The organism is Pseudomonas sp. WMBT8 (genome assembly GCF_050916005.1).
In the GTDB taxonomy this organism is placed as follows: domain Bacteria; phylum Pseudomonadota; class Gammaproteobacteria; order Pseudomonadales; family Pseudomonadaceae; genus Aquipseudomonas.
Genome location: NZ_CP188096.1, coordinates 4,301,761 through 4,317,197, shown reverse-complemented (window position 1 = coordinate 4,317,197; position 15,437 = coordinate 4,301,761). Strand labels below are relative to the sequence as shown.

The window sequence follows — 15,437 nt, the reverse complement described above, 5'->3', positions numbered from 1 at the left end:
CGTTACACGCTGACATCGAAATGCCCCGTATCTATCGATCCGGGGCATTTTTTATGGGCGCTCGGCGGTGTCTTTTTTTGCGGGCTAACGTCGAAGGGGTTATGAGTTTTCCAGATCAGGAACACGGTCGGGGTGGGAGCAGGCAAGCCCCACATTGTCCGAGTGAGCCAGCCCTATTGTTTAGAGGACCCGCATGTCATTTGTCGAAGCCAACCTGATCCACCTGCTTGCTGCGCTGTGGTTTGTCATCTGTTGGGGCGGATACACCCGCTACGCCAGTTGGAAAGCCCGTGACACTGCCTGCCTCGCCAGTGTGTTGCACCTGTATCGCGAAGACTGGATGCGCCGCATGCTCCTGCGCGACAACCGCATCGCCGATGCCAGCGTGATCGGCAACCTGGAGCGCAACGCCTCGTTCTTTGCCTCCAGCACCCTGATCATTCTCGCCGGTATCCTCACCGTGCTGGGGGCCTCGGAGCGCGCGGTGTCGCTGCTGGCGGACATTCCCATGGTGCAGCAGGCATCCCAGGGCATGTCGGAGATCAAGCTGCTGTGCCTGGCCCTGGTGTTTGTCTATGCCTTCTTTACCTTCAGTTGGTGCATGCGCCAGTACAACTTCGCCGCCATCCTGATTGGCTCAGCGCCGATGGTCGGTGAACGCCACGTCTCCGAGCAGGAGCGCAAGGCGTTTGCCTCGCGGGCGGCGCGGGTGATCTCCATGGCCGCCAACCAGTTCAACTTCGGCCTGCGTTCCTATTACTTCGGGATGACCATGCTCGCCTGGTTTGTCAGCCCCTGGCTGTTCATGCTGATGAGCAGCGGGGTGGTGCTGGTGTTGTATCGGCGTGAATTTCATTCCGACGTTCTGGAAGTCATGGTCTATACCCCTACAGAGGCACCGATGCCTGAAGCGAACAAGGAGGCAACATCGTGAGTATTCCGTTCTGGTGTGTGTTTATCAGCGCGTTGCTGATTTTCGTGGCGCGCATGCCGGTGGGCAAGGCCATGAAAGAGCAGGGCGGGTATGACAACCATCTGCCTCGCCATCAACAGGCACAACTGACCGGCTTTGGCGCGCGGGCGGTGGCTGCTCATCAAAACAGTTTTGAAGCGTTTATTTTGTTTGCGGTGGGGGTATTGATGGCCCATACCACCCAGACTCAGGGCTACCTGATTGACTGGCTGGCGATCATCTTTGTGATTGCGCGGGTAGTCTATCTTGCGTGTTATTGGGCGGACTTGGCGTGGCAACGCAGCCTGGTGTGGCTGGTGGGGTTGCTGTGTTCGCTGTTGTTGATGCTTAGTCCGACATTTCGCACTTTGCTGATCTGATAAAAGTCTCGCGCAAAGTAAAGCCCGCTATTAAGCGGGCTTTCTTTTGCAACATGGTATTTAAACCGCGGTATCAGGAACCGGTTGCAGGTGTAGCGGGTGCAGCTTCTTTAGCGGCGGCAGCGTCAGATTCAGCTTGGGCTTTGGCGGCTTCGGCGTTTTCTTTTGCAGCGTCGTTCACTTTATCCTGAGCTTCGCTCATTTTTTCCTGAGCTTGTTCAGCATGCTGGTTGGCATCCTGAGCTTTGTCCTCGGATTTTTTATCGCAGGCAGCGAGGCCAAGGGCGGCAGCCAACATCAAGGAAACAGCGAAAGTCTTGCGCATGGGGTGTTTCTCCTTATTGAAGATATCTACTGGCCTTTCGAGCATGGGGTGCACGCATTAGTTCCTTTAATCCCACAGATATATAAGCCGTTTTGCCAAGGAACTTTCTTCCGGGGTATTTGTTTCGCCGGATCACTACTAATAAGAGTCTTTATCCAATGACCGATAGCCCCCTTTTAGAGCGTGCCGCACGTTTTGTCTCAGCCCTGCGCCACTGTCAGGTGCTGGGGATCCAGGTACATGATGCAAACACCGAGGGCATGACCTTGTGCCTGCCCTACAGCCCGCAGATCGTCGGCGATCCGCAAACCGGGATCATCCATGGCGGCGCCTTGACCTCGCTGATGGACACCGCCTGTGGCATGGCCACCCTGTGCGTGCTGCCGGAGTTCGAGGTCTGCCCGACCCTGGATCTGCGCATTGACTACATGCACCCGGCCGAGCCGCACAAGACGGTGTTTGGCTTTGCCCAATGTTATCGGGTGACCACCGATGTGATTTTCACCCGGGGCTTTGCTTACCAGGACGATCCCCAGCAGCCGATTGCCCATGTAGTGGGCACGTTCATGCGCATGGGCAAGCGATTGAAGGGCACCAAGGGGCTGGGCAGTAGCATCAAGGGAGAACAGGCATGACCCATCAATTCAAGACCCGGATGCAGCAGGCCCACCAACGCGGCGACTATAAGGCGTTGCTCGAGTTGATTCCCTATGCCCGCCTGATCGGCGTCGAGTGCACGCGACTGGGGGATGAGTTGTTGTTCCGCATGCCGGCGAACAAGGACAATATTGGTAACCCGATATTGCCGGCCATCCATGGCGGGGTGATCGCAGGGTTTATGGAGTTGTCGGCGGCCTTTCATCTATGGGTGGCTACAGGCACCCCACGGGTTGAAACAGGCCTGCCGAAGATCGTCGATTTTTCCCTGGATTACTTGCGGGCCGGGCAGTTTCGCGACACCTACGCAACCTGCCAGGTGTGGCGCCAGGGACGGCGGGTGGCCAATGTGGCGATCACTGCCTGGCAGAGCACCCCTGCCGAGCCCATCGCTACCGCTCGCGCGCATTTCAAGATTCAGGAGCAGGGCCACCCTTGAAATCCTGGTCTTAGCCCCCAACTTTGATGACAACCCGCCGCCAACCCTCTAGGGCGCGGCCACTGCCATCCAATTGGAGTTTGATGACCATGAGTGTGGAAACTCAAAAGGAAACCCTGGGCTTCCAGACCGAGGTGAAGCAACTGCTGCACCTCATGATCCATTCGCTGTATTCCAACAAGGAAATCTTCCTTCGCGAATTGATCTCGAACGCCTCTGACGCTGTCGACAAATTACGTTTCGAAGCCCTGTCCAAGCCTGAGTTGCTGGAAGGTGGCGCAGAACTGAAAATCCGTGTGAGCTTCGACAAGGACGCCAAGACCGTCACGCTCGAAGACAACGGCATCGGCATGAGCCGTGAAGACGCGATTACCCATTTGGGCACCATCGCCAAATCCGGCACCGCCGACTTCATGAAAAACCTCTCGGGCGATCAGAAGAAAGATTCGCACCTGATCGGCCAGTTCGGCGTGGGCTTCTACTCGGCCTTTATCGTCGCCGGCAAAGTTGAAGTGTTCAGCCGCCGCGCCGGTCTCGACGCCAGCGAAGGCGTGCACTGGTCTTCCAAAGGCGAGGGCGAATTTGAAATCGCCACCGTCGACAAGGCTGATCGCGGTACCCGCATCGTGCTGCACCTGAAGTCCGGTGAAGACGAATTCGCCGATGGCTGGCGCCTGCGCAACATCATCAAGAAGTACTCCGACCACATCGCGCTGCCCATCGAACTGCCGAAAGAACAAGCGGCGGCCGAAGGCGAGGAGGCTCCTGCCCAGGAATGGGAAGTGGTCAACCGCGCCAGCGCCCTGTGGACCCGTCCGCGTACCGAGGTCAAGGACGAGGAGTACCAGGAGTTCTACAAGCACATCGCCCATGACTACGAAAATCCGCTGAGCTGGAGCCACAACAAGGTCGAAGGCAAGCTGGAATACAGCTCGCTGCTGTACGTCCCAGCCCGCGCTCCGTTCGACCTGTACCAGCGCGAAGCGCCGAAAGGCCTGAAGCTGTATGTGCAGCGCGTATTCGTGATGGATCAGGCGGAATCCTTCCTGCCGCTGTACCTGCGCTTTATCAAGGGCGTGGTTGACTCCAACGACCTGTCGCTGAACGTGTCGCGGGAAATCCTGCAGAAAGACCCGATCATCGATTCCATGAAGTCGGCGCTGACCAAGCGTGTGCTGGACATGCTGGAAAAACTGGCGAAGAACGAGCCTGAGCAATACAAGGGCTTCTGGAAAAACTTCGGCCAGGTCATGAAGGAAGGCCCGGCAGAAGATTTCGCCAACAAGGAAAAAATCGCCGGCCTGCTGCGTTTTGCCTCGACTCAAGGCGAGGACGGCGAGCAGGTGGTGTCCCTGGCCGAGTACCTGGCGCGCGCCAAGGAAGGTCAGGACAAGATCTACTACCTGACCGGCGAAACCTACGCCCAGGTCAAGAACAGCCCGCACCTGGAAGTCTTCCGCAAGAAAGGCATCGAAGTGCTGCTGCTCACCGACCGTATCGACGAGTGGCTGATGAGCTACCTCAGCGAGTTCGACGGTAAGTCCTTCGTCGACGTGGCCCGTGGTGACCTAGACCTGGGTAACCTGGACTCCGAAGAAGAGAAGAAAGAAGCCGAAGAAGTGGCCAAGGCCAAAGAAGGCCTGGTTGAGCGCATCAAGACCGCACTGGGCGATGCCGTCAGCGAAGTGCGGGTTTCCCACCGTCTGACCGACTCCCCGGCGATCCTGGCCATCGGCGAGCAGGACCTGGGCATGCAAATGCGCCAGATCCTTGAAGCCAGCGGGCAGAAGGTGCCGGATTCCAAGCCGATCTTCGAATTCAACCCGGCTCACCCGCTGATCGAGAAACTCGACGGCGAGCAGAGCGAAGAGCGTTTTGGCGACCTGTCGCACATCCTCTTCGACCAGGCGGCCCTGGCCGCAGGGGACAGCTTGAAAGACCCGGCCGCCTACGTGCGCCGACTGAACAAGCTGTTGGTTGAACTGTCGGTTTAACAACGCTGCAAGAAAACCCCGCTTCGGCGGGGTTTTTCGTTCTCGTGCATATCAACTGGAGAAGATGATGAGCCAAGTCACCGTGCGTTCCGTGGTCTATCAGATTGATGGCCAGTCTTATGAAAGCCGCCTGGCCTTCGATGCCAGCCACACGGACCCGCTGCCGGGCCTGTTGATGGCGCCGAACTGGATGGGCGTCAGCGCAGGCGCCGAAGAGATCGCCAAGGCCGTGGCCGGCAAGGGCTATGTGGTGTTGATCGCCGATCTGTACGGGCAACAGGTGCGCCCGTCCAATGGCGATGAAGCTGGCGCCGCGATGATGCCGTTGAAAAATGACCGTGGCTTGCTGAACAAGCGCATGCAGGCGGCTTTTGCGCAACTGCAAGGTCAGGCCGAAGCCGCGGTCGATACCTCGAAGCTGGCGACCTTTGGCTTCTGTTTTGGCGGTTGCTGTTCACTGGAGCTGGCACGTACCGGGGCGCCGCTGAAGGCAGCGGTGTCGTTCCATGGCACCCTCGATACGCCAAACCCGGCGGATGCCAAGCGCATCAAGGGTTCGGTGCTGGTGCTGCATGGAGCGTCTGACCCGTTGGTGCCCAGGGAGCAGTTGCCTGCCTTTGAAGATGAGATGAACGCGGCCGGGGTGGATTGGCAATTGCTGAGCTACGGTGGCGCGGTGCATTCGTTCACTGACCCGCAGGCGAATGTGCCGGGCAAGATGATGTACGACGCCAAGACTGCCGGGCGGGCGTTCCAGGCGATGCATAATTTGTTGGATGAAGTGTTCAAGGGCTGAACATTTAGCGCTTGAGTTGGCCCCATCGCGGGCAAGCCCGCTCCCACATTTTGGAATGCATGCCAGCTGTGGGAGCGGGCTTGCCCACGATAGCTATCTCAGAGGCAACTCAATTCTCCCTGTCTCCCCTGGCACCGTCGGCCAATCCCCAGCCGCCCAGCGCTGGCGAGCCTGTTCGATCAACGCCGGATCACTGGCGACAAAGTTCCAGTTGATCCGCCGAGGCCCATCCAGCGGCGCGCCGCCGAAGATCACCAGATGGCAGTCGGTTTCGGCAAACAGCGTCATGCTCTGGCCCGCCGGCAACACCACCAGGCTATGGACTGCCAAAGGTTCGCCATCCAACTGCGCATCACCGTCGAGCACATACACCGCCCGTTCCTCATGCTCATCAGGAATCAGCAGGGTGGTGGCGGTTTGCATATGAGCCTCGGCATACAGCGTCGGCGACAGCACCGGCACCGGTGATTCCAGGCAAAAGCCATTGCCGGCGATCATGCGGATCGCCACGCCGAGGTTGTCACTGACCGGCAAGCTGTTGGCAGGGTGATGGCTGTAATGCCCCGGCCCTTGCTCGTGTGCCTTGGGCGAGGCCAGCCACACCTGCAGGCCATGCAGCTCGAACCCCTTGGCCTTGAGCGCGTCGGGTGTGCGTTCGACGTGGGCAATGGCGCTGCCGGCGGTCATCCAGCTGACATCACCGGCCTGCACCACTTGATCGGAGCCGAGGCTGTCTTTGTGCAGCAGTTCGCCTTCAAACAGGTAGGTGAGAGTGGACAAGCCGATATGCGGATGCTGGCGGATATTCATGCCACTGCCGGGGGCGTAGCGGGTCTGGAGCATATGGTCGAAAAACACGAAAGGCCCGACGCTGCGGCATTCCCGCGAGGGCAGCGGGCGCAGGATCGGTTGGCCTTCGACATCTTCGGCGCGCGGGCGAATCACGGTCACGGTGGTCATGGAGCGTCCCTGTCTGAGCGGGTTTGTAGGGCTTGAGCATAACCCGCCAGACAGGGAATCGGTGTTATTGGCTGAACGCGCCTTCGGCAAGCCGGGTCTCGATGCTGATCTCGGCGGTAGTCATCAGTTTATGCACCGGGCACTTGTCGGCCACGCGATGCAGCTCGGCGCGCTGCTCATCGGTGAGCACGCCCTTGAGGGTCAGCTTGACGTTGAGCTTGTACTTGCCCTTTTGTTCCTCGGTGCTGTCGTGGGTGACTTCCACGGTCACACCGGTCAGGGGGATGTCCTTTTTCTGCGCATACAGCTTGACGGTCAGCGCCTTGCACGAGGCCAGCGCCGCGTCGAAGTAATCGTGGGGCGAGGGCGCCGAGTCGTCGCCACCCAGGGTCTTGGGCAGGTCGGTAAACAGCTCATGGTTATTGATGTTGACGCTATGGCGAAAATTCTCGGTGTTCAGCGTATTGACGATAACAGGCATGGCAAGCCTCACTAGGTGGCAGGATGAAGGTCATGCAGTTATAGAGCATGCTGGCACCTGAGTGTTCCGCGTTTTTTATCGGATGAACCCCGGCACGCCGTCGCAGGTCTACCGCACTTATCCCCTGTTGAGGTTTTACCGTGCCCTGGACCCGCCTGCCCCTCGTCCTGTTGCTTGCCGCCAGCAGCCTTGCCGTACAGGCCCGCGACTATGCCTACAGCGACGCGCACCTGCATTACGTCGACTTCTTCCAGGAGACAGCTGGCATGGACAAGCTGCTCAAGGCCATGGCCGACAGTCGCATTGAGCATGTGATGATTTCCGGCGTCCCGGTGGCGAAAAAATGGCATGAAGACGAACCCAAGCGCCCGCGCTATTACGCCGGGGATGACGCGGATGCCTACTGGTACAGCGCCACCGATGTGATCGTCGCCGCAGCGGTCAGCAAGCTGGCCCCCGAGCAGCGCCAGCATTTGCACCCGTTCCTCAGCGGCTTCAACCCCAACGACAAGAACTCCGAGGCCCATATCCAGCGCATGCTCGACCTCTATCCGGGCCTGTGGCAGGGCATCGGCGAAGTGTTCACCCGCCACGATGACCTGACCGCGCTGACCTCCGGTGATACGCCGCGGGCCAATAACGAGGCCATGACGCGCATCTATCACCTGGCCGCCGAGAATGACCTGCCAGTACTGGTGCATTCCAACATCACCTCCAAGCGCGAACGCAACCCCCTGTATCTGGCAGAAATCGAAGAACCACTGCGCAATCATCCGCACACCCGGTTTATCTGGGCCCATGCCGGCACCAGCATGGAAATCCACCGGCACCAGACGCAGTTGGATTTCCTGTTGCCGACCTTGAGCCGCATGCTTGAGGCGTATCCCAACCTGTACATCGACCTGTCCTGGAGCGTGCTCACGCCGTACTTGCTCGACGATGCGGGAAAGCCCCGGCAGGAGTGGTTGAAACTGGTGGAGCGCTTTCCGGAGCGCTTTATGCTGGGGTCTGATGTTGTAGGGCGGTTCAATAAGTTGGGTAAGGAAATGCGCAGCTTCAATCCCTTCCTCGATGCCTTGCCTGAAGACGTCGCGCGAAAAGTCGCACGGGACAATTTCCTGGCGATTTTGCCCAAGGCGCGCTGATCGGGTTTGTCATCGTCCCGTCATACCGGTGTCATAAGCTCCCGCCATCTCACTCAAGGAGCCCACTATGCACCTCACCCGTTTAAGCGCCCTGGCGGCATTGATGATGATCAGCGGCCTGGCTGGCGCCGAAGTCCGTATCGAAGGCCCGGTAGAGTTCGGCGTGTTCGAAGGCCCGAAAGCCGAGTTGCAGTCGGGCGAGCGTGTGTTGCGCCGCAGCAACGAACAGATCCAGGCCACTACCGTGGTGCCGGCCAAGCTGGGCACCAAGTTCGGCCTGCGTTATCAGTTGTTGGGCAAGGTCGCCGAAGACACGCCGCTGACCTTGCTCTATTTCACCCCAGGCATCCGCACGGCTGATGGCCAGCGGCATGACAAATTCGAAGTGACCCAGAAACTGGTGCCCGGTGCGCCTCAGGACGTGATGGCCTACGAGTTCACCGAAAGCCACGAGGTGGTGCCGGGCGAGTGGCGATTCATGGTGTTCCAGGGCGATCGCCTGCTGACCCAGAAGAGCTTTACCGTGCGCTGAATCGCTACAGTCATGGGCTAGGCAGATAAAGGCGTTTTGATATCGCGTTTTCGTCTTACGCAAAAAGTCGAAGACGCCGATACCTTTCAAGAGCAACCCGCTGCAGGTGGATGCAGCGCTCTTGGAAGGAGTCCGAGCAATGAGTATCCGAAGTCTCAATATCGCTCCACGTGCAGGCCTGGGTTTTGGATTGTTGGCGTTGATGGTGTTTGTGCTCGGCGGGTTCGCCTTGGTGCAAATGGCCAATATGCGTGCGCAGTCGGACCAGGTGGAAACCAACTGGCTGCCCAGCGTGATGGCCGTCGGCGAAATGAATCAGGACCTGCTGCGGGTACGGGCCTTGACCTTGCGACTGTTGGTCAACCGCGACCCACAGGCGGTGGCGCAGAATGAACAGAAAATCCTCGATATCAAAAAGCAGTTGCACAACGCGCAGTCGCTGTACGATGCCCTGATCGTCCTGCCCCAGGAGCGGGTGCTGTTTGACCGCTTCAAGCTCGAGGAGCAGCAATACCTGCAACGCCAGGAGCAGGTCATGGCGTTTTCCCGGCAGAACCAGGTGGAAGACGCGATCAAGGTGGTCAACGGCGAGATGAACCACCTGGCCGACGCGTTGGCCGGTACCCTCGGCGAACTGGTTACCCTCAACAAGGTCAGCGCCAACCAGGCGGCCACCCTGGCCCAGCAAGTGTTCAGTCAATCGCGAGTCTGGGTGATCGGCATGATTGCCCTGACCGCGCTGATTACCGTGGGCCTGGCGGTGTTGTTGACCCGCAGCATCGTATTGCCACTGGCGCAGTCGGTGAGGGTCGCCCAGGGGGTGGCCAGCGGCGACTTGACCGGCGAGATCACCGTCAGCGGCAAGGACGAGCCAGCGCGCCTGCAACAGGCGCTCAAGAGCATGCAGGAAAACCTGCGCGAGACGATCCTGCGTATTTCCCAATCCTCCAGCCAATTGGCCTCTGCTTCCGAGGAGCTCAGTTCGGTCACCGAAGACGCCACCCGTGGCCTGCACCAGCAAAGCCAGGAAATCGAACAGGCCGCCACGGCGGTCAATCAGATGACCGCCGCGGTGGAGGAGGTGGCCAGTAACGCGGTGGCTACCTCCCAGGCCTCGCGCGAATCCGATCGCATTGCCCAGCAGGGGCGCGAGCAGGTGCATCAGACGGTGCTGTCGATTGAGTCCCTGGCCGACGACGTGACCGCCAACGCCACCCAGGTCGAGGACCTGGCGCAGAAGGTGTACGGCATCAGCAAGGTGCTGGATGTAATCCGCGCGATTGCCGAACAGACCAATCTGCTGGCGCTGAATGCGGCAATCGAGGCGGCGCGGGCCGGCGAGGCCGGGCGTGGTTTTGCGGTGGTGGCCGATGAAGTGCGGGCCCTGGCCCATCGCACCCAGCAATCGACCCAGGAAATCGAGCAGATGATCGGTGGGATTCAGCAGGGCACCGATCAGGCGGTCAGCGCCATGCAACAGAGCAACGGTCGGGCGCGAGCGACCCTGGACATTGCCAAGTCAGCGGGCACTGCGCTGGAGGAGATTGCCTCGGCGTTTACCCTGATCAATGAGCGCAACCTGGTGATTGCCAGCGCCTCGGAGCAGCAGGCAGCGGTGGCGCGGGAGGTGGATCGCAACCTGATGAATATTCGCGACCTGGCGATGCAGACCTCGGCGGGGGCGAACCAGACCAGTGCGGCGAGTCATGAGCTGTCGCGCTTGGCGGTGGATTTGAACACCATGGTGGCGCGGTTTTCGGTGTAGGGCTTTAAACCGGGTTGGCCCCATCGCAGGCAAGCCAGCTCCCACAGTTGACTGAGTTGGAATGCGATCAATGTGGGAGCTGGCTTGCCTGCGATGAAGACGACTCGGCCTTGAATAAACCCCCGCCCAATAAAAAACGCCCCGAACCAGTCGGGGCGTTTTCATAAGCACAACCTGCGGGGTATTACTTACCCTGCCAGCGCTTGAGCACCAGGGTGGCATTGGTGCCGCCAAAGCCGAAGCTGTTGCTCATGACCGTGTTGATGGTGGCATCTTCACGGGTCTTGGTCAGGATCGGCATATCAGCCACGGCTGGGTCCAGCTCTTCGATGTTGGCCGAACCGGCCATGAAGTTGCCTTCCATCATCAGCAGGCAGTAGATCGCTTCGTGAACGCCGGCGGCGCCCAGGGAGTGACCCGACAGGCTCTTGGTGGAGCTGATGGCCGGAGCCTTGTCGCCGAATACCGCACGCACGCCTTCCATTTCCTTGGCATCGCCCACCGGAGTGGAGGTGCCATGGGTGTTCAGGTAGTCGATTGGCGTATCCACGGTGGACATGGCCATCTGCATGCAACGGATGGCACCTTCGCCGCTTGGCGCAACCATGTCGTAGCCGTCGGAAGTCGCGCCGTAGCCGACGATTTCCGCGTAGATCTTCGCGCCACGGGCCAGGGCGTGTTCCAGCTCCTCGACCACTACCATGCCGCCACCACCGGCGATGACGAAACCGTCACGCTTGGCGTCGTAGGCACGGGAGGCTTTTTCCGGGGTTTCGTTGTACTGGGTGGACAGCGCGCCCATGGCGTCGAACAGGAACGATTGGCTCCAGTGTTCTTCTTCACCGCCACCGGCGAATACGATGTCTTGCTTGCCCAGCTGGATCTGCTCGACCGCGGTGCCAATGCAGTGAGCACTGGTGGCGCAGGCGGAGGAGATCGAGTAGTTCACGCCCTTGATCTGGAATGGCGTGGCCAGGCATGCGGAAACGGTGCTGCCCATGGTCCGCGTGACGCGGTACGGGCCAACGCGCTTGACGCCTTTCTCGCGCAGGATGTCCAGCGCTTCCATCTGGTTCAAGGTCGACGCGCCACCGGAGCCTGCGATCAGGCCGGTGCGTACGTTGGACACCTGGTCGTCGCTCAGGCCGGAGTCGGCGATTGCGTCTTTCATGGCCAGGTAGGCATAAGCTGCGGCGTGGCCAACGAAGCGATAGATCTTGCGATCGATCAGTTCTTCGAGGGGGAGGTCGATGGAGCCGGAAACCTGGCTACGCAGACCCATTTCGGCATATTCCGGGTTGAAGCGGATGCCAGGGCGACTTGCACGCAGGTTAGCGGAGACGGTCTCTTTGTCATTGCCCAGGCACGAAACGATGCCCAGACCAGTGATAACGACGCGGCGCATGCGGATAACCCTTAAAAGTTGTCAGTGGAAGTGAACACGCCGACGCGAAGGCCTTCGGCGGTGTAGATCTCGCGACCGTCGACAGTCACCGAACCGTCGGCAATGGCCAGGTTCAGCTTGCCCTTGAGGACGCGCTTGATTTGAATGTTGTAGGTGACTTTCTTGGCGGTCGGCAGGACCTGGCCAAAGAACTTCACTTCGCCCGAACCCAAGGCGCGACCGCGGCCCGGCAGGCCTTGCCAGCCTAGGTAGAAACCGACCAGTTGCCACATGGCATCCAGGCCCAGGCAGCCTGGCATCACTGGGTCACCTTCGAAATGGCAGGCGAAGAACCACAGGTCCGGGGTGATATCCAGCTCGGCGACCAATTCACCTTTGCCGTACTTGCCACCCTCTTCGCTGATATGGGTGATGCGATCCACCATCAGCATGTTAGGGGCGGGCAGTTGCGCGTTACCTGGGCCGAACAGCTCACCGCGACTGCAGCGCAGCAGGTCTTCCCGGGTAAAGGCGTTTTGTTTGGTCATGCGAGCTCCTCAATAATCCCATGCGGCAGGGCCGGGTAAATCTTCCCGACCGACTGAAGCGTGCTTGCCTCACGTCGGCAGCCTACAGGTAGACTATTGCGTTGTAGTGAAAGTCACAGCATCAAGGACATGAATGTACACTTGTGCACTGAAATTTTAAACCGGACTCATTTATAGGCCCGCTCGGGTGCCTAAGACTGCCGCACTTTCGTGTTTCACGCCAGTCGCAGTTGGCTGATGGTGCTGATCTAATGCACCCAGCGCTGTAGGATTTGCTGCAAATCCGTGCGTTTGAACGGCTTGGCCAGGTAATCGTTCATTCCAGCGGCCAGGCACGCCTCGCGATCGCCCTGTAACGCATTGGCTGTCAGGGCAATGATCGGCAGGTCGGCGCAGCCGGGCAATTGGCGAATCTGGCGGGTGGCTTCATAGCCGTCGATCACCGGCAGCCGGCAATCCATCAGGATCGCCGTGAAAATCAGGCTTTCGGCACTGCGAATCGCTTCGGCGCCATCGGTGGCGATGCTCACCTCGAACCCCAGGCTGCGCAGCATGGCTTGGACCACCGTGCGGTTGACCGGGTTGTCCTCCACCAGCAACACATTGCGACCTTCACCGGCACTGGCTTTGTGCTGGGTGGCTGCGGCGATCTGCGGCAGGCTCTGTTGGTAGATCGCCAAGGGGATTTCCAGGGTGAACACCGACCCCAGGCCTTCTTCGCTCTTGGCGCGCAAGGTGCCGCCCATGCGCTCGGCCAGGGTGCGGGCAATCGGCAGGCCCAGGCCGGTGCCGCCGTAACGCCTGGAGATAGAGCTGTCCGCCTGTTGAAAAGCATCGAACATCAGTTCCAGGCGCTCGGCCGAGATGCCAATCCCGGTGTCGCGCACGGTGCAGGTGAACCACAGCAGTTCATGGTCCAGGGTCTGCCAGTTGGGCTCGACGCTGACCGTGCCCTGCTCGGTGAATTTCAGTGCATTGCCGATCAGGTTCACCAGGATCTGCCGGATCCGCGTCGGGTCGCCCTGCACGCGCAACGCCTCCATGCCCGGCGGGATCGGCAGTTCCAGGATCAGCCCGCGCTGTATGGCGCTGTGCTGGAAGGCCTGGGCGCAACTGTTGATCAGGTCCACCAGGTTGAACGGGATATGTTCAAGCTCCAGGGCCGAACGTTCGATACGCGAGAAGTCGAGGATATCGTTGATGACTTTGAGCAGGTGCTCGGTGGACTCCGAGGCCAGCGCGGCGTACTCGGTCTGCTCGTCGGTCATGGGCGTGGTTTCGAGCAGTTGCAGCATGCCCAGCACACCATTCATCGGCGTGCGCAGTTCGTGGCTCATCATCGCCAGGAAGTCGGATTTTGCGCTGTTGGCGCGCTCGGCTTCCTCGCGCGTCTGGATCAACTGGGCCATGGCCTGCTGCTGTTCGCGGCTGGCGTGGTGCAGGCCTTCGGCAAGGTTGTTGATATGCCGGGACAGATCGCCCAACTCCGAGTCGTCGACAATCGGCAGCGGGGCCCTGTAGTCACCCTGCTGGATCGCCTTGACCGCATGGCCCATGGCGCTGATCGGCTGCGACAGGCTGGCGGCCAGGCGCCGCGCCAGCAGGAAGGTAAAGAGCAGGGCAAACAGGGCGAGGATCGCGGCCTTGAAGAGGATTTCCTGCTGGCGCTGGCTGAAGGCGTCATTGGACATGCCGACGATCACCCGCCCCAGGTAGTCGGCCCGTGGCGCTTTGGATTGCGCGGTGCTGTCCTGGAAAAAATCGTTGCCCAGCTGGATATGCTGCAGACGGATCGGCGCCTGGAAGATTTTCACCGACAGCGAGCGGTCGTGCTTTTCCGATGGCTGCTCCACATACACCAGGATGTTTTCCGCGCTGTCCTGGATTTCCAGGAAGCGCACGTGCGGCGTGGCCAGGGTCGCCCGCAGCAGGCTGTCGAGCACGTCGTTGTTGCCCGAGATCACCCCGTACTCGGTGGCCGGGGCCAGTTGGTTGGCGATCAGTTGGCCGGTGTGGTCCAGTTCCTGGCGCAGATCCTGGATCCGCACGAAGGTAAAGAAGCTGATCAGCAGCAACGTCAGCAACAGGGCCGGGCCCAGGGTGATGATCTGGGTGCGGGTGTTGATATCCCAGCGGCGACGCAAGGTCATGGGTGTTTCTCCCCTTCGGCCAATCGGGTCGCGACGGCGGTCTCGTCCACCTGTTCGATCCCCAGCGAGCGCGCCACTTGCGGGTTGCCCACGACTTTGAAGTGTTCCGGGTACAGCGAGCGCGGCCAACTGGCCGGCGGGCGATCGAGCAGGCGGTCAAGTACATCCAGCCAGTCGGCCTGGTCGCTGTAGGTACTGGCCAGGCTGCCGGCCCGTACGAAGCCGGCGTTGGGCCCGATCAGCGGCAACTGCCTGGCGTAGCTGCTCAGCAGCAGGTTTTTCACGGTCTTTGGGTTGTACAACTGCGGATCATCCAGCCCCAGCAACACATCGCTGTTTTTGAACAGGTTCAGCAACGGGCGACTGTCATTAATGTTGTCCCAGTGCTGGGCGACGATTTCCAGGCCCTGGGCCGACGCATGCTGGCGCAACTCTGGCAGCAGGAATTCGCTTTCGCTGCCGTACAGCACGCCGATACGCCGGGCCTGGGGCAGGATATTGGCGATCAGACGCAACTGCCGGTCCAGGGGCGGGTCGCTCCACAGCAGGCTGATCTTGCCAGGCACATGGTTGCCCAGGCGCTCGCGGGCTTGCAGGCGACTGATACGCAGCACCAGGGTGGCCGGGCCCTGGGGATCCTGCAGGCGCCAGTCGAGGCTGGGCGGGTCCAGCAGGACCAGGCGGGTGCTGCTCGGCAGTTGGCCGGGGGCGGGCATGTTTTGCAGGGCCTTGAAGGTGACGCTATCGGCAGGGCGTTGCTCGCGCAGGGCCTGGGTGAATGCCTGCACGCCGGGGCCATCCTCGGCGGCGGTCAGCAGGATTTCGGCGCTCCACACGGGCTTGGCCAATGCCAGGCTGGCGAGCAGCAGGCAGCGGCGCCAGAACCTGGCGCCGAAGAGGGCGGTCATCCTTGACTGGGCAGGGTTCAT

At 60.4% G+C, this 15,437-nt stretch carries 16 protein-coding genes and 1 pseudogene; 10 read left to right on the top strand and 7 right to left on the bottom strand.

Annotated features, from left to right (window positions below; genetic code table 11):
- Window positions 1-193: 193 nt before the first annotated feature.
- Both ACO77H_RS19450 and ACO77H_RS19445 read left to right on the top strand, forming a co-directional pair.
- Window positions 194-934 (top strand): DUF599 domain-containing protein, encoded by a 741-nt coding sequence (locus ACO77H_RS19450; protein WP_169956482.1) that lies wholly within the window; start codon window positions 194-196, stop codon window positions 932-934.
- Window positions 931-1,332, top strand: a complete 402-nt coding sequence (locus tag ACO77H_RS19445; protein WP_169956484.1) for an MAPEG family protein — start codon at window positions 931-933, stop codon at window positions 1,330-1,332. Before ACO77H_RS19450 ends, ACO77H_RS19445 begins: the two co-directional genes overlap by 4 nt.
- Window positions 1,333-1,405: 73 nt before the next feature.
- Here ACO77H_RS19445 and ACO77H_RS19440 read toward each other — a convergent pair whose 3' ends face one another.
- Window positions 1,406-1,657, bottom strand: a complete 252-nt coding sequence (locus ACO77H_RS19440; protein WP_029292691.1) for a hypothetical protein — start codon at window positions 1,655-1,657, stop codon at window positions 1,406-1,408.
- Window positions 1,658-1,815: 158 nt separating this feature from the next.
- Between ACO77H_RS19440 and ACO77H_RS19435 the strand changes: the two genes are divergently transcribed.
- The 4 genes from ACO77H_RS19435 (at window position 1,816) to ACO77H_RS19420 (ending at window position 5,543) form a co-directional block, all read left to right on the top strand.
- Complete coding sequence (locus ACO77H_RS19435; RefSeq protein ID WP_172312808.1) at window positions 1,816-2,292, top strand: PaaI family thioesterase; 477 nt, start codon at window positions 1,816-1,818, stop codon at window positions 2,290-2,292.
- Window positions 2,289-2,753 carry a PaaI family thioesterase gene (locus tag ACO77H_RS19430; RefSeq protein ID WP_169956488.1) on the top strand — a complete coding sequence of 155 codons (465 nt, stop codon included), beginning with the start codon at window positions 2,289-2,291 and terminating at the stop codon, window positions 2,751-2,753. The genes ACO77H_RS19435 and ACO77H_RS19430 overlap by 4 nt, the downstream gene beginning before the upstream one ends.
- Window positions 2,754-2,842: 89 nt before the next feature.
- Window positions 2,843-4,747 carry a molecular chaperone HtpG gene (htpG, locus tag ACO77H_RS19425; protein ID WP_432754455.1) on the top strand — a complete coding sequence of 635 codons (1,905 nt, stop codon included), beginning with the start codon at window positions 2,843-2,845 and terminating at the stop codon, window positions 4,745-4,747.
- A gap of 67 nt (window positions 4,748-4,814) precedes the next feature.
- A complete protein-coding gene (locus ACO77H_RS19420; protein WP_169956492.1) occupies window positions 4,815-5,543 on the top strand; it encodes a dienelactone hydrolase family protein in 729 nt (242 codons plus the stop codon).
- A 93-nt stretch (window positions 5,544-5,636) separates the two neighbouring features.
- Here ACO77H_RS19420 and ACO77H_RS19415 read toward each other — a convergent pair whose 3' ends face one another.
- Together ACO77H_RS19415 and ACO77H_RS19410 are read right to left on the bottom strand one after the other, a co-directional pair.
- A complete protein-coding gene (locus ACO77H_RS19415) occupies window positions 5,637-6,503 on the bottom strand; it encodes a pirin family protein (RefSeq protein ID WP_432754454.1) in 867 nt (288 codons plus the stop codon).
- A gap of 64 nt (window positions 6,504-6,567) precedes the next feature.
- The gene (locus ACO77H_RS19410) at window positions 6,568-6,984 is read right to left on the bottom strand and encodes an OsmC family protein (RefSeq protein ID WP_170042647.1); all 417 of its coding nucleotides are present in this window, start codon (window positions 6,982-6,984) and stop codon (window positions 6,568-6,570) included.
- A 140-nt stretch (window positions 6,985-7,124) separates the two neighbouring features.
- Between ACO77H_RS19410 and ACO77H_RS19405 the strand changes: the two genes are divergently transcribed.
- From ACO77H_RS19405 to ACO77H_RS19390, 4 genes and pseudogenes are all read left to right on the top strand, one after another.
- On the top strand, window positions 7,125-8,129 hold the full coding sequence (locus ACO77H_RS19405) for an amidohydrolase family protein (protein WP_432754453.1): 1,005 nt from the start codon (window positions 7,125-7,127) through the stop codon (window positions 8,127-8,129).
- 67 nt (window positions 8,130-8,196) lie between these two features.
- Complete coding sequence (locus tag ACO77H_RS19400; protein WP_169956500.1) at window positions 8,197-8,661, top strand: DUF3859 domain-containing protein; 465 nt, start codon at window positions 8,197-8,199, stop codon at window positions 8,659-8,661.
- A gap of 139 nt (window positions 8,662-8,800) precedes the next feature.
- Window positions 8,801-9,523: pseudogene (locus ACO77H_RS19395) on the top strand (MCP four helix bundle domain-containing protein); the annotation flags it as partial.
- Between the two features lie 39 nt (window positions 9,524-9,562).
- Window positions 9,563-10,426: a methyl-accepting chemotaxis protein gene (locus ACO77H_RS19390; protein WP_432755773.1), complete on the top strand. Its 864-nt coding sequence runs from the start codon at window positions 9,563-9,565 to the stop codon at window positions 10,424-10,426.
- Between the two features lie 184 nt (window positions 10,427-10,610).
- On the opposite strand, the gene fabB is transcribed toward ACO77H_RS19390, so the two are convergent.
- The 4 genes from fabB to ACO77H_RS19370 form a co-directional block, all read right to left on the bottom strand.
- Entirely contained in the window at window positions 10,611-11,831 is a 1,221-nt protein-coding gene (fabB, locus tag ACO77H_RS19385; protein ID WP_170042649.1) for a beta-ketoacyl-ACP synthase I, read from the bottom strand.
- An 11-nt stretch (window positions 11,832-11,842) separates the two neighbouring features.
- Window positions 11,843-12,358, bottom strand: coding sequence for a 3-hydroxyacyl-[acyl-carrier-protein] dehydratase FabA (fabA, locus tag ACO77H_RS19380; RefSeq protein WP_003210552.1), 516 nt, complete (start codon window positions 12,356-12,358; stop codon window positions 11,843-11,845).
- 248 nt (window positions 12,359-12,606) lie between these two features.
- Window positions 12,607-14,508: an ATP-binding protein gene (locus ACO77H_RS19375; RefSeq protein ID WP_432754452.1), complete on the bottom strand. Its 1,902-nt coding sequence runs from the start codon at window positions 14,506-14,508 to the stop codon at window positions 12,607-12,609.
- Window positions 14,505-15,437: an ABC transporter substrate-binding protein gene (locus tag ACO77H_RS19370; RefSeq protein ID WP_432754451.1), complete on the bottom strand. Its 933-nt coding sequence runs from the start codon at window positions 15,435-15,437 to the stop codon at window positions 14,505-14,507. Before ACO77H_RS19370 ends, ACO77H_RS19375 begins: the two co-directional genes overlap by 4 nt.